The organism is Embleya sp. NPDC008237 (genome assembly GCF_042956465.1).
Taxonomy (GTDB): domain Bacteria; phylum Actinomycetota; class Actinomycetes; order Streptomycetales; family Streptomycetaceae; genus Embleya.
Genome location: NZ_JBIBGL010000013.1, coordinates 176,622 through 198,691, shown reverse-complemented (window position 1 = coordinate 198,691; position 22,070 = coordinate 176,622). Strand labels below are relative to the sequence as shown.

Sequence of the window (22,070 nt, the reverse complement as noted above, 5' to 3'; positions counted from 1 at the left end):
GCGGCCGTAGTCCATCATGGGCAGCGTGAGCGAACACGATCTTGCCGACGAGGGCCCTGGCCGGGCCGAGACCTTCCTCGACCTGCTGCGCTTGGAGCAGATCGAGGAGAACATCTTCCGGGGCTGGTGCCACGCCGGCGCGCCGCTGCGCGCGTTCGGCGGTCAGGTGGCCGCCCAGGCCCTGGTGGCGGCGGGCCGCACGGTGGTACCGGAGCGGCACGTGCACTCGCTGCACAGCTACTTCCTGCGCCCCGGCAGCACCACGGCGCCCATCGTGTACCAGGTCGACCGGGTCCGGGACGGGCGCTCCTTCGCGACCCGGCGGGTGACCGGCGTCCAGCACGGCGCGGTGATCTTCACGCTGTCGGCATCCTTCAAGGTGGCCGAGGAGACCCCCGGGCACCGCCGCGCGATGCCGGACGTCCCGCTGCCGGAGGAGCTCCCGGATCCGTACGAGAAGTTGTCCGCCGAGGAGCGCGCGCACTACGAGGAGTCGCAGACCCGGCTGCTGATGGACCTCCGCTTCGTCCCGGAGGACCGGTCGCCGGGCACCCACATCGTCGACGGCATCCCGCACCAGAGGGTGTGGATGCGGGCCGCCAAGCAGCTTCCGGACGACCCGCTGCTGCACGTGTGCGGGCTGACGTACATGTCCGACCTGACGCTGGCGGGCACCGCGGCCAAGCCGTACATCACCGATCCGTCGAAGCTGCAGATGGCCTCGCTCGACCACGCGGTGTGGTTCCTGCGTCCGTTCCGCGCCGACGAGTGGCTGCTGTTCGCCCAGGCCTCGCCGTCCGCCCAGGACGCACGCGGACTGGCGATGGGCGAGTTCTACAACCACGACGGGGTGTTGGTGGCGTCGGTGGTGCAGGAGGCGGTGATCCGCCAGCGGTAGCGGCGGGCCCGCCGCGATCTCGGCGGCGCTCCGTTCTTCGCGTGGACGGTCGCGGGCGGGGCGGGGCGGATCCACCCGGCCGTGGGCTCGACCGCACCGCGGCACCGGTCACCGCGGTCGGCGTGCGACGTGCGGCCGGGTGCGCCGATCACGCCGGCGGGGCGGGCTTTCGGGCCGGGTTCGCACGGGACCGGGCGAGCGCACCCACGCCGTGCCGCACACCCGCGCGCACGCCGCCCGCCGAGCCGAGTTCGCGCAGCGCGTACAGCAGCACCGCGATGTCGTCGATCAGGATCGGGTCGGGCAGCAGGTCCACGGGGCTGATCGCATAGATCAGCGCGCCCAGGAACAGCGCCCGGTCGCGGGCGCTCGCGTCCGGGCCGCGCACCAGCCGCCAGGTCCGCAGCAGCCTGCGGACCAGGACGACCACGATCACCAGCGTCACGACGAACACGAGCGCCGCGACGCCGATCAGAATCCAGAGCCAGGTGTCCACGTCGGGACGTCTGCCCCGTCAGCCGCCGCCCACCCAGACCGTCTTGGCGTTGCAGAACTCGCGGATGCCCAGGTGGGCGAGTTCACGTCCGTATCCGCTGGTCTTGATACCGCCGAAGGGCAGTTCGGGGTGCGAGGTGACCATGCCGTTCACGAAGACCGCGCCCGCCTCCAACTCCGCCGCGCAGCGCTGCTGTTCTGCCTCGTCGTCGGTCCAGGCGTTGGCGCCCAGGCCGAACGGCGTCGCGTTGGCCAGCGCGATCGCCTCGTCCAGGTCGGCGACCCGGTACAGCCCGGCGACCGGGCCGAACACCTCCTCGCGGTACATCCGCATGTCCGGGGTGAGGTCGGCGACCACGGTCGGCGGGTAGTACCAGCCGGGGCCGGTGGGCCGCTCGCCGCCGCACAGGATCCGGGCGCCCTTGGCCCGGGCGTCCTCGACCTGCTCGGTGACGTCGCGCACGCCCTGCTCCTGGGCGAGCGGGCCCACGTCGGTGCCCTCGGCGGTCGGATCGCCGACCCGGAGCGCGGCCATGTTCGCGGTGAAGGCCGCGGCGAACGCGTCGTGGACGTCGGTGTGCACGATGAAGCGTTTGGCCGCGATACAGCTCTGTCCGTTGTTCTGCGTGCGGGCCGTGGTGGCGGTTTTGGCGGCGGCCTCGATGTCGGCGGAGGGCAGCACCAGGAAGGGGTCCGAGCCGCCGAGTTCGAGCACGGTCTTCTTCAGCTCGCGCCCGGCGATGGCCGCGATCGAGCGCCCGGCGCCCTCGCTGCCGGTGAGCGTGGCGGCCACCACGCGCGGGTCGGAGAGCACCCGCTCGACCAGCTTCGACCCGATCAGCAGGGTCTGGAAGGCCCCCTCCGGGAAGCCGGCCCGGGTGAACAGTTCGCCCAGATACAGCGCGGTCCGCGGCACGTTCGAGGCGTGCTTGAGCAGACCGGTGTTGCCCGCCATCAACGCGGGCGCGGCAAAGCGCATCGCCTGCCACAGCGGGAAGTTCCACGGCATCACGGCCAGCACCGGCCCCAGCGGCTCGTAGCGTACGTACGCCTTCCGGGCGCCGACCGCGTCCGCGTCGGCCGGCTCGTCGGCCAGGAAGTCCGCCGCCCGATCGGCGTAGAACCGACACAGCCGGGCGCACTTGGCCACCTCGGCCTCGGCGGCGGCGAGCGTCTTGCCCATCTCCGCCGTCATCATCGCCGCGACCTCGCCCTTCTCCGCGTCGAGCAGATCCGCCGCCCGCCGCATCGCTCGGGCGCGGACGTCGTACGAGTCCCGCCGGTGCGCCCGGAACACCTCGTCGGACCGCGCGATGCGGGCCTCGATCTCCTGTTCGCCGATCTCGGCGAACTCCTCGATCGTCTCCCCGGTCGCCGGATTGACGGACGCGATGGCCATGGACCCTCCAGATACGGCTGATGACTGCGAGGGGCGCGGGCAGCGAACGGTGCACCCCGCCGACCCGTTACCCACGCCGCGCCGGCTGACACAACGCCGGGCGGCTGTCGTACCCGGCTGGGATCATCCGCGCCATGAAGGAACAAGTCATCCCGATCCTGCGCGTGGCCGACGCCGCCGCCTCCGTCCGCTGGTACGCCCGCCTGGGCTTCGTCCAGGAGTGGGAACACCGTTTCGAACCGGACCTCCCCGCCTTCGTGGACGTCGCCCGCGGCGATGTGCACCTCTTCCTGAGCGAACACGCGGGCGACGCGACGTGGGACACGCTGGTCTACCTGCGGGTCGCGGACGTGGACGCGGTGGCCCGGGAATTCGGTCTGCCGGTCGAGGAGGCACCGTGGGCCCGGGAGGTGCATGTGACGGACCCGGATGGGAATCGGGTGCGGGTGGGGACGCCGAGGGAGGAGTGAGCGGGGGATCAGTCGCCGGACATGCCGATCTGCAGCTCGAGCCGACCGTCGGCGACGCGTTCGGCGAGTGGGCCGAGGTGTTCGCGCTGGGCTTCGTCGATCCGTAGCCAGGTCAGGTCCGGAAGGTGGACGAGAGGGCTCAGGTCGGTCACGCGGGTCTCGCACAGACTGAGCCTGCGTAGGCAAGGCAGATCCGCCAGCGGGGTTATGTCCGCCACCAACGTTCGATCCAGGAACAGACATTCGAGAACGGGCAACCCGCGCAACGGGCCCAATTCGGCAACCCGAGTGCCCACGATGCCGAGTGTCTCCAGTCTCGGGTACTTCATCAGAACCGACAGATCTGCAAGCGGAGTGCGGTGAAGGAAGAGCTCACGCAGGTTCGGGACGTCCGGCAAGAGTCCGGAATCCGGCAGTCGTTCATCGCTGAAGAAAAGGCTCGTGATCCAGGGACACTGTGCCAGCATCGTCGGCCCGGAGACCTGCGAGCATTCGAGGTGCAAGAAGGCGATACGCGGCAATTCCGCCAACGCACCGAGGTCCGTGATCCGGGTACCCGCAATGGTGAGTTCGACAAGACTCGGAAGTGCGGCGAGCGCTCGTACCGGAACCTCCGACGTCTCGGCGGGTAACACCAAAGTTCGCACGTCGGTCCGACCGGCCAGCAGTTCCAAGGCGGCCAGGTCCGGAATCTGCACCCGGAAGTCGTCGAACCCGACGTGCTTCAGCACGGTTTCGTAGTACTGCTCGCGATCCGTCACCGCGTCCCAGGCCCTGATCAGGGCCGCCCGGACTCCGAACCTCTCCCGGTCTCGGAAGCGAGCCAGCAGGGGGATCACGATGTCGCCACCGATCTTCCCGGCCGTGTGCACGATCCTGTCCGCGTCCCCATCCGAAACGCGCTGATTCCGCGTCAGGTCGACAAGCAGGTCGACCACGAACTCCCCCGCGGCAGCCAGGTTCTCCGCCGCTTCCCGGTCCTTCGGCGGCAGCAGACCGGCCGTCTCCTCCCGAAACCGCTCCGCTCGCTCCCGGTCGACCATCGCCGCCCCCGACACGCACGCGGCACCGAGCAGCCACAGCCGATCACGGTGCATCTCGTCCGCCTCCGCCCGCGCGATCAGCCCGTCCAGCAACTCCCGCTGCCGGGACGGGTCGTCCTGGGTCCGGCCGACCGCCATGATCAACACGTCGTGGTAGAGCGGGTCGTGCGCGTGGTTGATCAGGTGGTCCAGGTGTTCGGCCCGGACGATCTCCAGCGCCGCCAGGTAGTCCTGGAAGCTCGCGTGGCCGAACTCGAAGACGTCGAGCTCGGGTTCCTGGAGCAGCCCGCTGCGGGCCACCAGGCTGTCCAGGACCTCGTCGGCCGTGTACGGCGGTTCGACCGTCTGCCGGAAGCGGGTCAGCACGTCGTCCACGCACGCCGTCGCCACGCGGCGGGTGATCGACCGGCGGCCGTTGAGCGTCATCCACATGGCCAACGCCGCCAACACCTTCTCCAGTTGCGTCGGCTGGAGCCGTACCCGGCTCGTGCTGATCCGCCGGGCGCGTTCGCGACCACCGAGCAGCATCGCCATCGCCGACCGGTACAACTCGGTGCGGCCCTCCGGGAGGGCCTGGTCCGCGTACCGATGCAGCGCGCACATCAGGGCGCACAGCAGGGGGTTCGTGCCGAGTCGGGCCAGGTCCCGGCGGCTGTCGAAGGTCAGCTTCAGTTGCTCCGCACACGCCGCGAGTTCGTCCGGATCACCGACCTGCGCCCGATGCCAGCGGTCCACGAACAACGCGACCTGTGCGGCGGACATGGCCTGGAGCTCCCCCGCGACGAAACCCGCCGTGCGCAACCGGCGGTGCCGCTGCTCGGACAACACCCTGGGCCGCGAGGTCAGCACGTAGGCCGCGTCGGGGTAGTCCACGCACAGCTGTTCCAGCCAGTCGAGCGCGTCCGCCCGGTACTCCTCCGGCAGTTCGTCCACGCCGTCGACGAAGACCACCGAACGTCCGTCCCGCATCCGGCGGGCCGCCCAGCCCGGCGGCTGCTCGGCACCGAGCGTGGAACCGGACGCGGCGACGAAGTGGGCCGGATCGGGCAGCACCAGTCGGTCGTCCGCGACCATGGTGCGCAGCTTCAGCAGGAACGGGACCCGGCCGGTCCACGAGGACAGACGGGCCGGGAGGTCGCCCGAGGCCACATGCACGGCGAGGCGGCGCAGCAGGGTGCTCTTGCCGGATCCGGCCGGGCCCTCCAGCACCATGCGGTCGCTGCGCGCGAGGGCGTCCTCCAGCAGGCTTCGGGTCGTGTCCGGCTGTCCCGTGTCGTCGTCCCAGCGCCGCCGGGGTCGCGGCTCGCGGCGGGTCTGCACGACCAGGCTCACATAGGCCGTGGTGAGTTCGTAGGTGCTGTCCTGCGGGTCGAGTTCGGTGACGCCGAACAGCCGGGCCTGATCGAGCTTGACCCGCAGGCCGGCGCGGTAGCGTCGGTCGAAGGCGTCGTCCAGGTCCGCCGCGGCGGGTACCCGACGCAACAACTCGGCTTGTGCGACCGCCTGTTCCTGCACGGTGCGGGCCAGGAACTCGGGCTGCTTGGTGAAGAAGTCCACGATGTGCGTACAACACTCGTCCAGGAGCGCGCCGTACAGCGGGGTCCCGGCCACCGCCGGTTGCTCCGCCCGCGCGGCCAGTCGCAGTCGCAGGACCGCCGGATCCAGGCCCGCCGCCTGTACGTCGTCCATCGTCACCGCGTTGCCGAGCGTGGCCACCACGGCCGCGACGACGCGTTCGCCCTCGGCCGGTTCCAAGCGGGCGAAGTCCCGTTGTGCGTCCGCCAGTCGCCGGGTCAGAACCCGGGTCAGCCGCTCCACGTCGTGCGCGCCGACCTCGCGCCGGACCCGCCGACGCGCCACCCGAGCGCCCATCCGCACCGGCGCGTCGACCAGCCGCGCGCCCGGCGGCGCCGCGGTCAACCGGCGCAGTGTGCTCGCGATCGCCGTCGCCAACAGGCGTCCCTGTACCGGATCCACCGCACGCCCCGATTCCCCGGTCGGCCGGAGCTTCGAGTATGGCCCGATCGCCGGCGATCGGGGCCGAATCCCGAATCCTCCACCCTGCTCGTCGAGCCGAAACGGCAACCCCGGCCCCGGCACGAGCACCCGCCGGACGGCCGGATCGACGGCCTCTTCGTCGACGGCGCGGTGACGGGGCGTCGTCCGGCTCACCCGATCATCGGGGTGCCTTCGGCTCGTTGCCGGCCAGGACGCCTCGGGCCAGGGCCGCCAAGGCGTTCTTGATGCGGTCGGGGGAGATGCCCTGGTCGCGCTGGCGTCGGTAGACCTCCGGTGCCAGTGGCGCGAGCAGGGTGTCGGCGAGTGCCTCGGGGTCCGGGCGGTCCGCCGCCAGGACGCGCACGTGCGTGCACCAGAAGCCGTACGCGCCGGTGCGGTAGCGCGCGCTGCCCGTCTCCGCGCCCAGGAGCAGGTGTACGTGCCGCTCCAGCAGGTCGACCATCGCCGCGTAGAAGGCCGCCAGGCGCTCCGCCGGATCGTGCTCGTCCGGGCCCAACGGCGGTGCGCCGCGCAGGATTTCGTGTTGCAGCGCGCGCTCGTGCTCGTCCAGCAGGGCACGCGCGATGGAGGCGCGGTCGGGGTAGCGCCGATACAGCGTGCCGCGGCCGATGCCCGCGGCCTTGGCGATGTCCTCCATGGTGACCTCGGCCGGGTCGCCGGCCGCGAACAGTTCCTCGGCTGCGGCCAGCACGCGAGCCCGATTGCGCGCGGCGTCCGCCCGTTCCCGCGGCGGCCCGGCCCCGTCCGCGGCGACCGGAAGACCGGTGAGCAAGTCGGTGCGTTTCGTCATGTCCCCACCCTAACCAGCAAGTGGACACGTCGTCCACTTAGCCGTTACAGTCGAGCGCACAAGCGGACACCCCGTCCACTTATTCTCTCGGGAGCACCCATGCCGCACCTCCTGCACCTCGACTCCAGCGCTCGCGCCGACTCCTTCTCCCGGACCCTGGGCGCGGCCTTCGCCGACGCGTGGCGCGCCGCGCGGCCGGACGCCGAATACACCCACCGCGACCTCACCGCCCGCCCCGTGCCGCCGATCGACCAGGCCTGGACCGAGATCTGCGACACGATGCTGCGCGAGGGGATCACCGCGATCGCGGACTACCCGCAGGCGGTCCGCACGCCCGAGCAGCGCAAGGCGTGGGACACGGTCGAGCCGCTGTTGGCCGAACTGGTCGCCGCGGACGTCGTGTTGATCGGTGCGCCGATGTACAACTTCGGCGTGCCCGCCCAGCTCAAGAGCTGGATCGACCAGGTCACCTTTCCCAAGATGTCGCTGGCGCCGCGCCGCTTCGTGGTCGCCTCCGCGCGCGGCGGCTCGTACCTGCCGGGCACGCCTCGGGCGCCGTTCGACCACCAGACGCGCTACCTCGTCGACTTCTTCACCGGGCACTACGCGATCTCGGACGCGATCGTGCTCGGTACCGAACTGACCAACTCGCTCGTGGACCCCGGGCTCGCCGAGCGCCGGGACCAGCATCTGTCCTCGCACGCGGACGCGCTCGGCCGCGCCGCGGAACTGGGGCGCTCACTCGTGGAGGCGTACTGATGGCCTGGTTGATCCTGCTCGGCGCGGGCCTCGTCGAGGTCGTGTGGTCGCAGAGCATCAAGCCCACCGAGGGCTTCACCAAACCGCTGCCGACGGTGATCTGCGTCCTGCTCGGCGCGACGGCCGTGTACCTGCTCTCGGTCGCCATGCGCGACCTGCCGGTGGGGACGGCGTATGCGGCGTTCACCGGCATCGGCACGGTCGGCGCGATCACGCTGGGCATCACGCTCCAGCACGACGCACTGAGCGCGGGCCGGATCGCGGCGCTCGCGCTGATCGTGGGCGGGCTGGTGCTGGCCCGGCTGACCTCGACGGCGTGAGCCCCCGGCCCCACACCAAAGGAGGAACAGGATGCAACTTTAGTGACAGCGCTCGGCACGTTCGCGGCTATCGAGCGCACCCGCCCGAGCCGGAGGCTGAGGAGGTGTCAGGATCCCCAGTCAAGGAGCACCCCCGCATGTCTCCCGGAAACCGCCGGCGCCCCCCGACCACGACTCCCCCGGCGAACCCGCTCGCCGGGCCGGACGCGTACGAGCGCATCGATCACGACGATCGGGCCAAGGGCAGCGCGGCGAGTTCCCGGGCCCTGACCAAGTGCTACGGCGAGGGTGAGACCCGGGTGGTCGCACTGGACGAGGTCGACGTGGAGATCGGCCGCGGTCGGTTCACCGCGATCATGGGTCCGTCCGGGTCCGGCAAGTCCACCCTCATGCACTGCCTCGCGGGGCTGGACTCGGTCACCTCCGGACACAGCTGGATCGGCGACACCGAGATCACCGGGCTCAAGGACAAGGACCTGACCCGGCTGCGCCGGGACAAGATCGGTTTCATCTTCCAGGCGTTCAATCTGCTGCCGACACTGACCGCGCTGGAGAACATCACGCTCCCGATGGACATCGCGGGCGTCAAGCCGGACCCGGCCTGGCTGGACACCGTGATCGACACGGTCGGTCTGCGCGACCGGCTCAAGCACCGGCCCAGCGAGCTCTCCGGCGGTCAGCAGCAGCGCGTGGCGTGCGCCCGCGCGTTGGCGAGCAAGCCGCAGATCATCTTCGGCGACGAACCGACCGGCAACCTCGACTCGCGCTCCGGCGCCGAGGTGCTCGGCTTCCTCCGCAGCAGTGTGTACGACCTGGGGCAGACCATCGTGATGGTCACCCACGACCCGAACGCGGCGTCCTACGCCGACCGGGTGTTGTTCCTGGCCGACGGCCGGGTCGTGGACGAGATGTTGTCGCCGACCGCGGACACGGTGCTCGCGCGCATGCAGCGCTTCGCTCGTTCCGCGAACTGAGGCGCCGCCATGCTCAAGGCAACGTTCCGCAGTTTCCTCGCGCACAAGGCGCGAATGGTCCTGTCCGCGCTCGCGATCCTGCTGTCGGTCGCATTCGTGGCGGGCACCCTGATGTTCACGGACACGATCGGCAAGACGTTCCACGACCTCTCCCGCACGGCGGCGGCCGACGTCACGGTCAAACCCGCGTCGGAGTTTCGCGAGGACCGGCTCGGCCGCACCGGCCAGCAGCCGACGGTGCCCGAGAGCACGGTGGCCGCCGTGCGCACGGTGCCCGGGGTCGCCGACGCGCATCCCGACGTCACGGTCACCAACGTGATCATCGTCGACGGCAAGGGCAGGAAGGTCGGCCTGACCTCGGAGCCCCAGGTGCAGGCCGCCGATTGGTTCCCCGACAAGCAGTCCCCGGTCCGGCTCGAAAAGGGCCGCGCACCACAGGGCCCGAACGAGGTCGTGCTGGACAGCGACGCGGCCGGCCACAACAAGGTCCGGATCGGCGACAGGGTGCACGTGATCGCCGCACCGGGCGCGTTCGACCCGACCGTGGTCGGGCTGGCCGACTACAAGACCATCAACCCGGGCGTGACCCTGCTCTTCCTGGACGGCACCGCCGCCCGCGACCGGCTCCTGGGCAAGCCCGGCGTGGTCACCTCGGTGTCGCTCACCGCGCAGTCCGGCGTCGACCAGAAGGAGCTCAAGGCTCGGGTCGCCGCCAAGCTCGGCACGGGCTTCGACATCAGGACCCGGGAGGAGGAGGCCGACGCCGCCTCCGCCGACCTGGGCCAGGCGCTCGACGTGATCAAGTACGCGCTGCTCGGCTTCGCGGGCGTCTCGCTCCTGGTCGGCACGTTCCTGATCTTCAACACCTTCTCCATGCTCGTCGCCCAACGCACCCGCGAACTGGGCCTGTTGCGCGCGATCGGAGCCGGTCGGGCCGATGTGAACCGCTCGGTGCTCGTGGAGGCGCTGCTGCTCGCGGTGGTCGGATCCACGCTGGGCCTGCTCGCCGGCTTCGCACTCGGGCAGGGGCTCCTGGCACTGATGAGCGCGGTCGGCGTCGACCTCGAGGGCACCCCGCTGGAGATCAAGCCCGCGACGCCGATCATCGCGTACACGGTGGGCGTCCTGGTCACCGTGGTCGCCGCCTACCTGCCCGCTCGGCGGGCGGCCCGGGTGAGCCCGATGGCCGCACTGCGCGAGGCCGGCGCCCCGCCGGCGAAGTCGCTGCGCCCACGGGCGATCGGGGGCACCGTGGTCACCGTGCTCGGCGCGATCGCGCTGGCGGTCGGCGCCTCCGCGACCAAGCTGGACCCGGCCCACGGGCTGGCCCTGGGCGGCGGCCTGATCGGCACCCTGGTCGGCTTCATCGTGCTCGGGCCGGTGCTGGCCCGCCTGGTGATCCCGTGGCTGACGGGCACGTTCCCGCGCCTGTTCGGCACGGTCGGCCGACTCAGCCGGGAGAACGCGTTGCGCAACCCGCGCCGCACCGGCGCCACGGCCGCCGCGCTGATGATCGGCGTCGCGCTGGTCGCCTCGCTGTCGGTGGTGGCCACGTCGATGAAGGACTCGGTGGGCAAACAGATCGACCAGCGCCTGGGCGCCGACTTCACCCTGGAGAGCAGCGGCGGCCTCAACTTCGCCCCGGACGTGGCGGAGACGGTGCGCAGGGTGCCGGGCGTGAGCGACGTGGTGCGCCAACGCGAGACCGAGGCCAAGGTCGTCTTCAATGGGTCGACCGAGACCATCTCGGTGACCGGGGCCGACCCGGGCATCGACGCGATGATGAAGCAGAAGTACACCGCGGGCAGCGCCGCCGACGCACTGGCCGCGGGCAGGATCGCCCTGCCCGGGTCATACGTGAAGGGTCGTCACCTCGGCGTCGGCGGCACGGTGACGCTGCGCACGCCCAACGGGAAGAGTGCCGAGTTGCGGGTCGGCGCGGTGATCGACGACGAAGGCATCGGCCTGGGCAACGCGGGCGCCGGCATGGTCGGCCTGGACACACTGAGCAAGCTGGTCCCGGAGCTGCTCGACTCGGTGATCATGGCCAACACCGCCGACGGATCGAAGAGTTCACAGGTGCGCGCAGCTCTGGACGCCGCCCTCGAGCCCTTCCCGCAGGTGCGACTGCGCGATCAGGCCGACTACAAGCAGACCGTGCAGGACCAGACCAACCTGCTGCTGCAGATGGTCTACGGCCTGCTCGGGCTCGCGATCATCATCGCGATCCTGGGCGTGGTGAACACGCTGGCCCTGTCCGTGATCGAGCGCACGCGCGAGATCGGTCTGCTCCGGGCGATCGGCATGTCTCGCGTGCAACTGCGGCGGATGATCCGGCTGGAATCGGCGGTGATCGCGGTGTTCGGCGCGGTGCTCGGGCTCGCCCTCGGGGTGGGCTGGGGCGTCTCCGCGCAGCGCATGCTGGCCTCGCAGGGCCTGGACGTGCTGACCATCCCGTGGTCGACCATCGCCGAGGTGGTCGTCGGCGCGGGCGTCGTAGGCCTGCTCGCCGCCCTGCTGCCGGCCCTGCGGGCCTCGCGGATGAACGTGCTGGCCGCGATCTCCACGGAATGACCACCCTTCGATGATCGACACCACCGCGACCGCCGACGGTCCGCCGGCCCTCCTCGCCGGCGCACCGTCGGCGGTGGTACCGCGATCGGCGGCCGGGCCGGGCTACCGTGACCGGGTGAGCTTGCGTGCCTGGTCGGCGTCCCGCCGTTCGTTCGGGTTCGACGTACTGGTCTCGGCAATCGCCATCGCACTGGGACTGGCCCTGCGGATGGGACCTCACCCGGGCCTGGTCGACCGGCCGTACCTGCACCAGGCGAGCGCGGTGGTGGCCGGTGCACTGCTCCTGAACCGCCGGCGCGCGGCGTTCGGCTCGGGGATGGCCGTCTGTGCCGTGTCCCTCGTGCATCCGACGCACGCGCTCTTCTTCGCGGCCTACGCGGTCGGGGCGTACGTCGAGGACCGACGGCGTGCGCTCGCGCTGATCACCGCCCTGGTGTCGACGACCGCCCAGCCGTGGAACCACCCGGCCCCGTCGGACATCGTCGGCGGCATGAGCGTCGCACTGGTGCCGGCGCTGCTCGGCCTCCATGTCGCCGCCCGCCGCCGATTGCGCCTGGATCGAGCCGCCCGGGCGGAGCGCGAAGGCGAGTTGCTCTTCGAGCGGGTGCGGATGGAGGAACGGGCCCGGATCGCCGGCGAGATGCACGACGTGATCACCCACCGGGTCAGCCTGATGGTGCTCCAGGCGGGCGCCCTGCGCACCCGGGCCCGGGAGGACGACGTGCGCGCGACGGCGGAGGAACTGCGCCTGGTGGGCTGCAAGGCGCTGGAGGAGTTGCGCGGTCTGGTCGCGATGACCCGGTCGGAGCACCGGGTGGGTTCGGTCGTGGCCGCGCCGCGCGCGGTGCTCGACGTGTCCGATCTGGTGGCCGACTCGCGCTCGGCGGGCGTGTCCGTGGACGTGATCACCCTCGGCGAGCCGCACGCCACCTCGCCGGTGATCGGTCGGGCCGCCTATCGGGTCGTCCAGGAGGCGCTGACCAACGTGCACAAACACGCGCCGGGCGCAGTGGTGGACGTACGCCTGCACTACGTGGGCGACGAGGTGCAGATCACCGTGCGAAACTCGGCTCCCACCCGGGCCGCCGACATCGCCCTGGGCACCGGGGGCAGCGGTCTGCTCGGCCTGCGCAAGCGGGTCGAGCTGGTGGCCGGCACGCTGCACACCCGCCCGCTGCCCGACGGCGGCTACGAACTGCTCGCCGTACTGCCGGCCGGCGCATCGACCACGACCACCGGAGAGCCCGCATGATCCGCGTCCTGCTCGTCGACGACGAACGCATGGTGTGTGCGCACCTGCGCACGATTCTCGGCGTGGCCGACGACATCGAGGTGATCGGCGAGGCATACGACGGCGCGGAGGCGGTCGAGTCGGTGCTGCGCCATCGACCCGACCTGGTGCTGATGGACCTGCACATGCCGGGCGTGGACGGGCTGACCGCGATCGAGCAGATCGTCGACCTGCCGAACGCACCCCGGGTGATCGTGTTGACCACGTTCGGCCTGGAGCAGTACATCCTGCGCGTGTTGCACGCGGGCGCGGCCGGGTTCCTGCTCAAGGACACCCCGCCGGAGGACCTGATCGGCCTGGTTCGGGTCGCGATGGACGGGCACACCGTGCTCTCGCCGGCGGTGACGCGCGACCTGGTCACCGCGTCCTCGGGGCGCAACGCGGTCCGCGAGCGCGCGGCGTTGGCCGTCGCGTCGTTGACCGAGCGCGAGATCGAGGTGCTCACCTGCATCGGCGAGGGGTTGTCCAACGCCCAGACCGCCGACCGGTTGTTCCTGAGCGAGACCACCGTCAAGAGCTACGTCTCCCGCATGCTCACCAAACTGGACTGCGCGAACCGCACCCAGGCGGGCCTGCTGGCCTACGACGCGGGCTTGATCCGCCGCTGACCCGAGCACACGGGCCGGCGCCGCCGGAGCCGGGCCGGCTCGGTGCGGCAGGGCCGCCTGCTCGGTAACCTCGGAGCGTCCGGCCCCGGTCGGATCCGTGAACCGAAGGGGTGCGCATGTCGGTGACGCTCACGAAGGGCGGCAACTGCCCGTTGGCGGTGGCCGCCGTGCTGGTGGAGGTCGCCTCCGAGGCGCCGGTGGACGTCTCGGCGCTGCTGCTCGCCGGTTCCGGAAAAGTGCGCTCGGACGCCGACTTCGTCTTCTACAACCAGCCGACCGGCCCCGGCGTGCGGCTTCGCGAGGGCGCACCGGGCCGACCGGCGGCGGTGCAGGTGGACACCGCGGCGGTGCCCGCGGACGTACAGACCATCGTGGTGACGCTGAGCCTGGACGACGGCCCCGGCACGCCGGTCACCTTCGGCGGGACGGCAGCGCCCACCGCGACCGTGCGCGACGCCTCCGGCGAGGCACTGGTCACCTTCACCCCGCACGGCCTGGGCCGGGAAACCGCGCTGGTGATGCTGGAGTTGTACCGGCGCGGCGGCGCGTGGAAGGTGCGCGCGGTCGGCCAGGGCTACGCCAACGGACTCGCGGGCATCGCGACCGACTTCGGCGTCGCGGTCGACGACGAGCCGACCCCGCCCCCCGGTCGCCCCACACAGCCGCAACCGCAGGACCGGCCGCAGAGCGCGCCGGCAGCCGCGGCACCGACCCAGGCCTCGACGCGTCCGCAGACCCCGACGCCCGACAGTCCGCCGCCCACGCCCGCTGCCCCGCTGCTCCCGCACGAACCGCCCAGGCCCGCGCCGATCCCACCGCCGGTGCCACGCCGCCCGGTGACCGTGCAGCCCACCCCGCCGCCCACGCCGACTCCGGTCCCACCGCCGCAGACACCGCCGACGCCGACGCCTGCCGCCGCCCCTGCCCCGACGGTGGCGGCCACCGCCCCGCTCCCGGTCGGCGGCACCCACACCGGTGGGCCGATCAACCTCGACAAGGGCCGGGTCAGCCTGCGCAAGGACCAGTCGGTCTCGCTGGTCAAGACCGGCGCACCGCCGTTGACCCGGATCCGGATGGGCCTGGGCTGGGACCCGGCCAAGGCCGGCAGCAGCATCGACCTCGACGCGTCCTGTATCGCCTTCGACGCGCAGGGCAAGAAGATCGTCACCGTCTGGTTCATGAAGCTGTCCGGTCTGGATGGCGCGATCGTGCACTCCGGCGACAACCTGACCGGCGAGGGCGAGGGCGACGACGAGTCGATCGTGGTCCGGCTGGACGCGCTGCCGCCGCAGGTCACCGGGCTCGTGTTCACCGTGAACTCGTTCCTGGGACAGAAGTTCACCGAGGTCTCCCGAGCCTTCTGCCGCCTGGTCGACGACACCACCGACGCCGAACTGGTGCGCTTCGACCTGTCCGCCACCGAGCCGCGCACGGGCGTGCTGATGTGCAAGCTGGTCCGGGAGGGCTCGGCCTGGTCGATGACGGCGCTGGGCCGCTTCGCCGACGGCCGCACCGTGCGCAAGCTGGTGGACCCGGCCCGCGAGGCGCTCGGCCACTGACCACCATCCGGCACGGGTGCGGCGAGTCGGGCGGGATCACGGACAGCGCTCGCCGTACTTGACCACGCCCACGGTCACCGTGTCCGCGACGGGTTGCCCCTCGGGCGGGCGCTGGGTGCAGACGACCCAGTGCGTCTCGATCAGCACGAGCCGACTCCCGCCCAGGTCCTCCGTCTTGACGTGTGCGTCACCACGCAGCGCCCGGCGCACGACGGTGACGCTGCGGCCGACCAGCTCGGGCATCCGACCGTCGACCACCTTGGGGGCGTCGGTCGGCACGGTGCCGGCCGGGCACTTCTCGTCGTGCCGGACCACGCCCAGCTCGACCGGGAGTTCCTTGGCCAGCGGCCCCGGCTCGGGAGTCTGGTCGCACACCTTCCAGTTGCTGTACACGAACTGCCGTCGGCCGCGCCCGCTCACGTCGTGCGACGTGACGAATCGGTAGCCGGCCCGACGGGCGCCGTCCCACGCCTGTTGCAGATCGACACCGACCACGTCCGGAAGCACGTTCTTCGGCACCGGTGACGGCTTGGCCCGCCGGGTCGGCGGTGCTGCCGACGTCGGCCCGGCGGGTGCCGCCGCGGTGGCCGCGACCCGTACCCCGTCGGCCGCCGCCGATCCGCTGTCGTCCGTGCGGTCCCGGTGCACCAGCCCCACGATCACCAGCACCGCGACGACCGCGCAGATCACCCCGAGCCGCTGCCGCGGGTTCCGCCACCACTTCATGCCCCCACGATGCAGCCGACTGCCGAGAACCGGGGGTGATTCACCCCTTGATCACCGGTTCGTGTGGTTCGCGCCCGAATCCGCGACCGCACCCGAATCCGTGTCCGAATCCGCGGTCGCATCGGTGCCCGCATCCGTGTCCGAATCCGCGGACTCGGCCGCGCCCTCCAGGCCACCCGCGCCGCTCGGGACCGGACCCGCGCACCCCGCCGGGCCCTCCACCACGAACACCTCCCGCAGCGCGAACTCGGTCGCCTGCCGCAACATCTCGGCCCGGGACGGGCCGGGCGAGCCGATCACGATCCGGGTGGCCAGCCCGTCCAGCAACGCATGCAACCGCAGCACGTACCCGTCCGGGTCCGGGTGCGGCCCGATCATCGCGCGCAGGTCCGCCATCCACGGACCCTCGATCTCCGCGCTCGCGGCCAGTACCTCCGGATCGGCCAGTGCGCGTGTCCACACCTCCAGCCACAACGTCCACCGCGAGTCGGCCCGCTCGTCGGGCAGGTAGAGGTCGATGTAGCCGGCGAGCCGCTCGGCGATCGGGACGTCCACGGCGGCGAGCAGCGCCCGGCGGCGCTCGGCGAAGCCCTGCTCGCTCCAGCGCAGCGTCTCCACGAGGAGTTGCTCCTTGGACCCGAAGTAGTACGCCACGTGGCCGCCGCTGATCCCGATCCGCTTGCCCAGGCCGGCCATGGTCAGCTGAGCCAGGCCATGCTCGGCGATCGCGCCCATGGCCGCCTGGAGCACCACCTCCCTGGGCTGTTCCAGCCGCTTGCGCCGTGTCCCCGCCATGCTCAGCACCCCTGGTTCGTTCGACGGCGGACCTCGCCTGCCGCCATGTTAGAACGTCGTTCAATACCGCGCCCGGCGAACCGGCGCCGCCATACTTGCGAGAGGCCCGTCCACCCCGACGAGAGGACCCACCGTGGCACCCCAGCCGCTCACCGACGCCGAATTGACCGAGGCCCTCGCCGATCTGCCGGGCTGGCAGGTCGCCGACGGCGAACTGACCGCGACCTACAAGTGCGCCCGGGCCGACGTGCCCGCGTTCTACGCGACCGTGGCCGCCGCCGAGGACCAGGCGAACCACCACGCCCGGATCACCATCCTGTACGGCACCCTGACATTCGCCCTGACCACCCACGACGCGGGCAACCGGATCACCGCCACCGACGTCGAGTTCGCCGCCCGGGTGGCGTCCTTCGCCGCCGCCCACGACGCACAGAGCGTCACCGCCCAGGGCTGAGCCGACCCCGTCCGCACCCCGCCGCCGCCGATCCGAGCACCCGGGAGCGGCGGCGACGCGGCCTGGACGCAAGCGCGCCGACCGTCGTCGGCCGCCCGGGCCCGCCCGAGCCCGCGCCGGCCCGCCCGCCGGGCCACACAGCCTTCACTCGGCGCTTCCTGGCCGTTCATCCGGGCGACCCGCGCGCCGCCTAGCCTCCGACCATGAGCACCGACGCATCGGCGTCCCACCCCGTCTCGGCCACCGTCCGCGGCCGGCTTCTCCCGATCGCCGGCGCCGGCTCGGCCGGTTGGCTGATCGGGACGTACGCGATCCGCGCCGCCGCCCGGGGTTCGTGCGACGACTTCGGGCAACGCGGCTGCACGGGGGACGACTTCGGTCCGTCCCTGATCGGCCTGGCCGGCCTGGTGCTGCTGCTCGTCCTGGTCGCCGGCGCGGTTGCGACCATCGCCGGTCGGCGCGGCATACCCGCGTTCGCCGGCGCCCTGCTGATCGCGGGCACCACAGCCGTGCTGGCCGCGTTCACCGAACCCATCGTCGACGCCGGTTGGTACCTCCCGACCGCGACCGCCGTCGCGCTCGTCGCCCTGCTGCTCACGCTCGCCGCCTTCGGCACGAGCGAACGCGGACCGGCCCCGGGCCCCGCCCCGAACACCACCGACACCGCACAGCCGACCGCGCCGCTCCGCGCCGGCCACCCCGGCGCCGACGCCGACGCCCCCGCCGAGCGCCGCTGACCATGCGGCGCCGGTGCGCCGGAGCCACGCCGCGGCTCCGCCCGGATACCCGACCGACCACGGGCGTACGGCCCGCGCGCCCGACCGGCGGCCGCGCCCCGGACGCCCGTCGGCGCAGGCGCAGGCGGTGACAGGCCGGCCGCCCCGCCCGCCCTCACACCTTCGGCTGCTGCTGGGTGATGCAGTGGATGCCGCCGCCGTTGGCGAAGATGTCGCGGGCGTCCACGAGTTCGATCGTGCGGCCGGGGAAGAGCTTGCCGAAGGTCGCGGCGTTCTCCTCGTCGCGCGGGTCGTCGAACGCGCACAGGATCACCGCGCCGTTGGCGACGTAGTGGTTGATGTAGCTGAAGTCGACCCAGTCGTCGTGCGCTTCGAGCACGGTCGGCGCCGGGATCTCGACCACTTCGAGCGCCCGGCCGCGGGCGTCGGTGGAGGCGCGCAGCAGCGCCACGTTCTCCTTGCCGACCTCGTGGTCCGGGTGCGCCGGGTCGGGCTGTACGTGGGCCAGGACCAGACCCGGGCGGGCGAAGGACGCGACGATGTCGATGTGCCCCCGGGTGCCGTACAGCCCGTAGTCGCGGGTCAGTCCGCGCGGCAGCCAGATCACCTTCCGCACGCCGAGGAACGCCTTCAGTTCGTCCTCGACCTGCTCCCTGGTCCAGCCGGGGTTGCGGCCCCGGTCGAGTTGCACGGTCTCGGTGATCAACACCGTGCCCTCGCCGTCGACATGGATGCCGCCGCCCTCGTTGACCATCCGCGACGCGTAGCGCCGGGCGCCGGCCACCTCGATCACCTGCTCGGCGATGTTTCGGTCGTGCTCCCAGGAGGCCCACTCCTGGGCGCCCCAGCCGTTGAAGATCCAGTCGGCGGCGGCCAGTTCGCCCCGTCCGCCGGTCAGGAACGTCGGGCCGATGTCGCGCATCCAGGCGTCGTCGAGCGGGCGTTCCAGCACGGTGAGCGGCCGGCCGACGTACCGCGCCACGGTGTCCGACTCGCCGACGTCGGTGATCAGCGTCACCGGCTCGTAGCGGGCGATCGTCTCGGCCACCCGGCCCCACGCGGTCCGCGCGGTGTGCAGGTCCTCCTCGCCGAAGGTCTCGTTGCGGCTGGGCCAGGCCATCCAGGTGCGCTCGTGCGGAACCCACTCCGCCGGCATCGAAAAGCCGTCTGCGGCCGGGGTGTTCGTCATCTCGGAAATCCTTCGGACTCGAATCCGCGGCGGGCCTGCCGGCGGGCGGCCGGGGGCCGACCGGGGAGTGCGGGAGACCCGCCGCGCGGACTGCGGGACGTGCCCGGGCGCACCGTGGGCGCGCGGGCACAGCGGGAAACGGACTGGTTTCAACGGAGGTTCGCAAGCTTCACGAGAGTGCTCAAATCTCGCGAAGGTTACAGATGTCACAAAGGCTCGCAGGTACTACGAGAGAATTCGCAGGTGCCACGAAAATTCGTGAATATCACGAGAGTTCGCGAGCGTCACAGGAAGTACAGGCGGTTCAGCGACACCGATTCGGCGGCCTGCGACATCACCGGTTCGCCGTCCATCGTCACCATTCCGGTGTCCGCGGCGACCCGGACCTCCGCCAGGCGGTTGTTGTGGATCATCGACGCCGGGCCGATCCCCCGGGTGCCGCGAACGCCCACCCGGCGCCGGCGGGTCGGCATCAGGTCGCCGCCGGTGGCTGCCGCCGCCTGCGAGGTGAAGGCCACCGACAGTTCCGCCGGCGCCGCGCCGTGGGCGCCGAACTGCGGGCCCAGGACCAGCGGTTCGCAGTTGTCGGTGGATGCGTTCGGGTCGCCGACCACGCCGTAGGCCGGGAACCCGCTCTTGAGCACGAGTTGCGGCTTGGCGCCGAACCACTGTGGGTGCCACAACACCAGGTCGGCCATCTTGCCGACCTCGATCGAGCCGACCTCGTGCGCCAGACCGTGCGCGATCGCCGGGTTGATGGTGAGCTTGGCGATGTAGCGCTTGACCCGTTCGTTGTCGTGCCGTTCGTGCTCGGCGCCGCGTTCGAGCTTCATCTTCCCGGCCATCGCGAAGGTGCGTCGCACGGTCTCGCCCGCGCGGCCCATGCCCTGCGCGTCGGAGGACGTGATCGGGATGACCCCGAGGTCGTGCAGCACGTCCTCGGCTCCCATCGTGCCCGCCCGGATCCGGTCGCGCGCCATCGCGGCGTCGCCCGGCAGGTCGGTCTTGAGGCCGTGTGCGGACACGATCATGCCGAAGTGCTCGCCCAGGGCGTCGCGGCCGAACGGCAGCGTGGGATTGGTCGAGGAGCCGATCACGTTGGCCACCCCGGCCATCCGCATCACGTTCGGCACGTGCCCGCCGCCGCACCCCTCGATGTGGTACGCGTGGATGGTCCGCCCGTCCAGCACGGACAGCGTGTCGTCCACGGACAGGCATTCGTTGAGGCCGTCGGTGTGCAACGCGACCTGGACGTCGTGGTCTTCGGCCACCCGCAGTGCGGTGTCCAGGGCCCGGGCGTGCGCGCCCATGTCCTCGTGCACCTTGAAGCCGGACGCGCCGCCCTCGATCAGCGCCTCGTCCAGCGGCCCGCGGCCCGAGGACGAACCCCGGGCCAGGAAGGCGATGTTGACCGGCCATGCGTCGAACGCGGAGAACGCGTGCCGCAGCGCCCAGGGCGAGTTCACCCCGACGCCCCACACCGGTCCGAACTCCTGGCCGACGATCGTGGTCACCCCGGAGGCCAGCGATGCCTCCATGATCCGCGGCGACAGCAGGTGCACGTGGGTGTCGATGGCACCGGCCGTGGCGATCAGCCCCTCGCCGCTGACGATCGTGGTCCCGGTGCCGACCACCACCTCGACGCCGTCCTGTGTATCGGGGTTGCCCGCGCGGCCGATCGAGGCGATCCGGCCCTCGCGGATGCCGATCGAGACCTTGCGGATGCCCTGGATCGCGTCGATCACCACGACGTTGGAGATCACCACGTCGCACGTGTCGCGGACCGGGATCGCCTTCAGGTGCAGCCCGTCCCGGGCGGTCTTGCCGAAGCCCGCGAGGAACTCGTCGCCGGGCAGCGCCGAGTCGTGCTCGATCTCGATCACCAGCCCCGAGTCGCCGAGCCGCATCCGGTCGCCGGCCCTGGGGCCGTACGTGGACGCGTAGTCGCGCGGGTCCATGACATCACCACTGCCGCCGCTCACCGGGCGCCACCTTCCTTGCCGTTCCCCGATTCCGACGCCCCGTCGGCCGCGGTCGTCGCCGCGTCGGCGGCGAGCGCCGATCCGCCCGGCTCCGCGCCCAGGTATCCGCACGCGTGTGCCTTGCGCAGTGCCTCCTCCAGCGCGCCCGGCGCGTCCAGCGGCCCGTCCACGAGCCCCGCGAAGCCGATCGCCACGCGCGCCCCGCCGATCGGCACCAACCGCACCTCGACCGTCGCACCCGGATCGAAGCGCACCGTGGAGCCGGCCGGGATGGCCAGTCGGCGCCCGTACCCGATCGCCCGGTCGAAGCGCAGCCTCGGGTTGGTCTCGAAGAAGTGGAAGTGCGACGTGACGCTGATCGGCACCTCGGAGGTGTTGGTGACCGGGATCCGGGCCAGGTCGGCGTGCGCGTACGGATCCATCGCCGGTCCGCCGGGGATCACCGCGCCCGGCGCGTCGTCGCCCAGCGAGCCGGGGCCGGACACGGGCGCCGCGACCGCGCCGGAGCGCGAACCGTGCCCGTGGCAGTGCACCTCGCCCGCACCCGCCGGCAGCCCCTCGCCGGAGCGGAACGGGTCGGTCACCACCGCCAACCGGGTCGCGTCGTCGAACACCGCCTCGACCTTGACATCGGCCAGTACGTCCACGACCCCGGGCAGCACGTCGGTCACCCCGAGCACCGAGCGCCCGGCGTCGATCGCGTCGGCCAGCCGGGCCCCGTCCCGAGCCGCCTCGCACACGGTGTCCGCGATCAGCGCGGCGGCCTCGGGCACGTTCAGGAGCAGCCCCCGGGCGCGCCGCGCGCGGGCCAGCTCGGCGGCTGTGAAGATCAGCAACCGGTCCCGCTCGGTGGGCGTCAGCCGCATGCGTACCTCCGTATTGAATGGCGTTCAAATCGCATTGAACGCCATTCAATAGCACCTGTCAACGCTCGCGCGAGGTGTCGGCCGGCCCGTCCCCCGGCCGCGACGAGACCCGTCGGAGCCGG

Annotated in this window: 20 protein-coding genes; 11 read left to right on the top strand and 9 right to left on the bottom strand. The window is 71.9% G+C overall.

Going from position 1 to position 22,070, the window contains the following annotated elements; all coding sequences use genetic code 11:
* Positions 1 to 16: 16 nt before the first annotated feature.
* The gene (locus ACFZBU_RS31090; protein WP_391587020.1) at positions 17 to 898 is read left to right on the top strand and encodes an acyl-CoA thioesterase; all 882 of its coding nucleotides are present in this window, start codon (positions 17 to 19) and stop codon (positions 896 to 898) included.
* Positions 899 to 1,046: 148 nt separating this feature from the next.
* Here ACFZBU_RS31090 and ACFZBU_RS31085 read toward each other — a convergent pair whose 3' ends face one another.
* Positions 1,047 to 1,394, bottom strand: a complete 348-nt coding sequence (locus tag ACFZBU_RS31085) for a YkvA family protein (protein WP_391587019.1) — start codon at positions 1,392 to 1,394, stop codon at positions 1,047 to 1,049.
* Between the two features lie 18 nt (positions 1,395 to 1,412).
* Entirely contained in the window at positions 1,413 to 2,792 is a 1,380-nt protein-coding gene (locus tag ACFZBU_RS31080) for an NADP-dependent succinic semialdehyde dehydrogenase (protein WP_391587018.1), read from the bottom strand.
* Between the two features lie 134 nt (positions 2,793 to 2,926).
* On the opposite strand from ACFZBU_RS31080, the gene ACFZBU_RS31075 reads away from it, so the two are divergent.
* Positions 2,927 to 3,262 carry a glyoxalase superfamily protein gene (locus ACFZBU_RS31075; protein WP_391587017.1) on the top strand — a complete coding sequence of 112 codons (336 nt, stop codon included), beginning with the start codon at positions 2,927 to 2,929 and terminating at the stop codon, positions 3,260 to 3,262.
* 8 nt (positions 3,263 to 3,270) lie between these two features.
* Here ACFZBU_RS31075 and ACFZBU_RS31070 read toward each other — a convergent pair whose 3' ends face one another.
* Together ACFZBU_RS31070 and ACFZBU_RS31065 are read right to left on the bottom strand one after the other, a co-directional pair.
* Positions 3,271 to 6,282 carry an NACHT domain-containing protein gene (locus ACFZBU_RS31070; RefSeq protein WP_391587016.1) on the bottom strand — a complete coding sequence of 1,004 codons (3,012 nt, stop codon included), beginning with the start codon at positions 6,280 to 6,282 and terminating at the stop codon, positions 3,271 to 3,273.
* Positions 6,283 to 6,481: 199 nt separating this feature from the next.
* Positions 6,482 to 7,114 carry a TetR/AcrR family transcriptional regulator gene (locus ACFZBU_RS31065; protein ID WP_391587015.1) on the bottom strand — a complete coding sequence of 211 codons (633 nt, stop codon included), beginning with the start codon at positions 7,112 to 7,114 and terminating at the stop codon, positions 6,482 to 6,484.
* A gap of 99 nt (positions 7,115 to 7,213) precedes the next feature.
* Here ACFZBU_RS31065 and ACFZBU_RS31060 point away from each other — a divergent pair, with 99 nt between their 5' ends.
* The 7 genes from ACFZBU_RS31060 to ACFZBU_RS31030 all read left to right on the top strand — a co-directional run bounded on the left by ACFZBU_RS31060 (position 7,214) and on the right by ACFZBU_RS31030 (position 15,199).
* The gene (locus ACFZBU_RS31060) at positions 7,214 to 7,873 is read left to right on the top strand and encodes an FMN-dependent NADH-azoreductase (protein WP_391587014.1); all 660 of its coding nucleotides are present in this window, start codon (positions 7,214 to 7,216) and stop codon (positions 7,871 to 7,873) included.
* Positions 7,873 to 8,193, top strand: a complete 321-nt coding sequence (locus ACFZBU_RS31055; RefSeq protein ID WP_391587013.1) for a DMT family transporter — start codon at positions 7,873 to 7,875, stop codon at positions 8,191 to 8,193. Before ACFZBU_RS31060 ends, ACFZBU_RS31055 begins: the two co-directional genes overlap by 1 nt.
* A gap of 137 nt (positions 8,194 to 8,330) precedes the next feature.
* Complete coding sequence (locus tag ACFZBU_RS31050) at positions 8,331 to 9,167, top strand: ABC transporter ATP-binding protein (protein ID WP_391587012.1); 837 nt, start codon at positions 8,331 to 8,333, stop codon at positions 9,165 to 9,167.
* 9 nt (positions 9,168 to 9,176) lie between these two features.
* Positions 9,177 to 11,741: an ABC transporter permease gene (locus ACFZBU_RS31045; RefSeq protein WP_391587011.1), complete on the top strand. Its 2,565-nt coding sequence runs from the start codon at positions 9,177 to 9,179 to the stop codon at positions 11,739 to 11,741.
* A 115-nt stretch (positions 11,742 to 11,856) separates the two neighbouring features.
* Positions 11,857 to 12,993, top strand: coding sequence for a sensor histidine kinase (locus ACFZBU_RS31040; protein ID WP_391587010.1), 1,137 nt, complete (start codon positions 11,857 to 11,859; stop codon positions 12,991 to 12,993).
* On the top strand, positions 12,990 to 13,640 hold the full coding sequence (locus ACFZBU_RS31035; RefSeq protein ID WP_391587009.1) for a response regulator: 651 nt from the start codon (positions 12,990 to 12,992) through the stop codon (positions 13,638 to 13,640). Before ACFZBU_RS31040 ends, ACFZBU_RS31035 begins: the two co-directional genes overlap by 4 nt.
* Before the next feature lie 116 nt (positions 13,641 to 13,756).
* Entirely contained in the window at positions 13,757 to 15,199 is a 1,443-nt protein-coding gene (locus ACFZBU_RS31030; RefSeq protein WP_391587008.1) for a TerD family protein, read from the top strand.
* A gap of 36 nt (positions 15,200 to 15,235) precedes the next feature.
* Here the strand turns inward: ACFZBU_RS31030 and ACFZBU_RS31025 are convergent, their stop codons facing one another.
* The gene (locus tag ACFZBU_RS31025) at positions 15,236 to 15,925 is read right to left on the bottom strand and encodes a hypothetical protein (protein ID WP_391587007.1); all 690 of its coding nucleotides are present in this window, start codon (positions 15,923 to 15,925) and stop codon (positions 15,236 to 15,238) included.
* 51 nt (positions 15,926 to 15,976) lie between these two features.
* Positions 15,977 to 16,720, bottom strand: coding sequence for a TetR/AcrR family transcriptional regulator (locus ACFZBU_RS31020; RefSeq protein WP_391587006.1), 744 nt, complete (start codon positions 16,718 to 16,720; stop codon positions 15,977 to 15,979).
* Between the two features lie 133 nt (positions 16,721 to 16,853).
* On the opposite strand from ACFZBU_RS31020, the gene ACFZBU_RS31015 reads away from it, so the two are divergent.
* Both ACFZBU_RS31015 and ACFZBU_RS31010 read left to right on the top strand, forming a co-directional pair.
* A complete protein-coding gene (locus ACFZBU_RS31015) occupies positions 16,854 to 17,174 on the top strand; it encodes a 4a-hydroxytetrahydrobiopterin dehydratase (protein ID WP_391587005.1) in 321 nt (106 codons plus the stop codon).
* A 203-nt stretch (positions 17,175 to 17,377) separates the two neighbouring features.
* Entirely contained in the window at positions 17,378 to 17,911 is a 534-nt protein-coding gene (locus ACFZBU_RS31010) for a hypothetical protein (RefSeq protein ID WP_391587004.1), read from the top strand.
* Between the two features lie 154 nt (positions 17,912 to 18,065).
* Here the strand turns inward: ACFZBU_RS31010 and ACFZBU_RS31005 are convergent, their stop codons facing one another.
* The 3 genes from ACFZBU_RS31005 to ureA all read right to left on the bottom strand — a co-directional run bounded on the left by ACFZBU_RS31005 (position 18,066) and on the right by ureA (position 21,948).
* Positions 18,066 to 19,100, bottom strand: coding sequence for an agmatine/peptidylarginine deiminase (locus ACFZBU_RS31005; protein WP_391587003.1), 1,035 nt, complete (start codon positions 19,098 to 19,100; stop codon positions 18,066 to 18,068).
* Between the two features lie 284 nt (positions 19,101 to 19,384).
* Positions 19,385 to 21,058, bottom strand: a complete 1,674-nt coding sequence (locus ACFZBU_RS31000; protein WP_391587153.1) for an urease subunit alpha — start codon at positions 21,056 to 21,058, stop codon at positions 19,385 to 19,387.
* Positions 21,059 to 21,078: 20 nt separating this feature from the next.
* Complete coding sequence (gene ureA / locus ACFZBU_RS30995; protein WP_391587002.1) at positions 21,079 to 21,948, bottom strand: urease subunit gamma; 870 nt, start codon at positions 21,946 to 21,948, stop codon at positions 21,079 to 21,081.
* Positions 21,949 to 22,070: the final 122 nt, after the last annotated feature.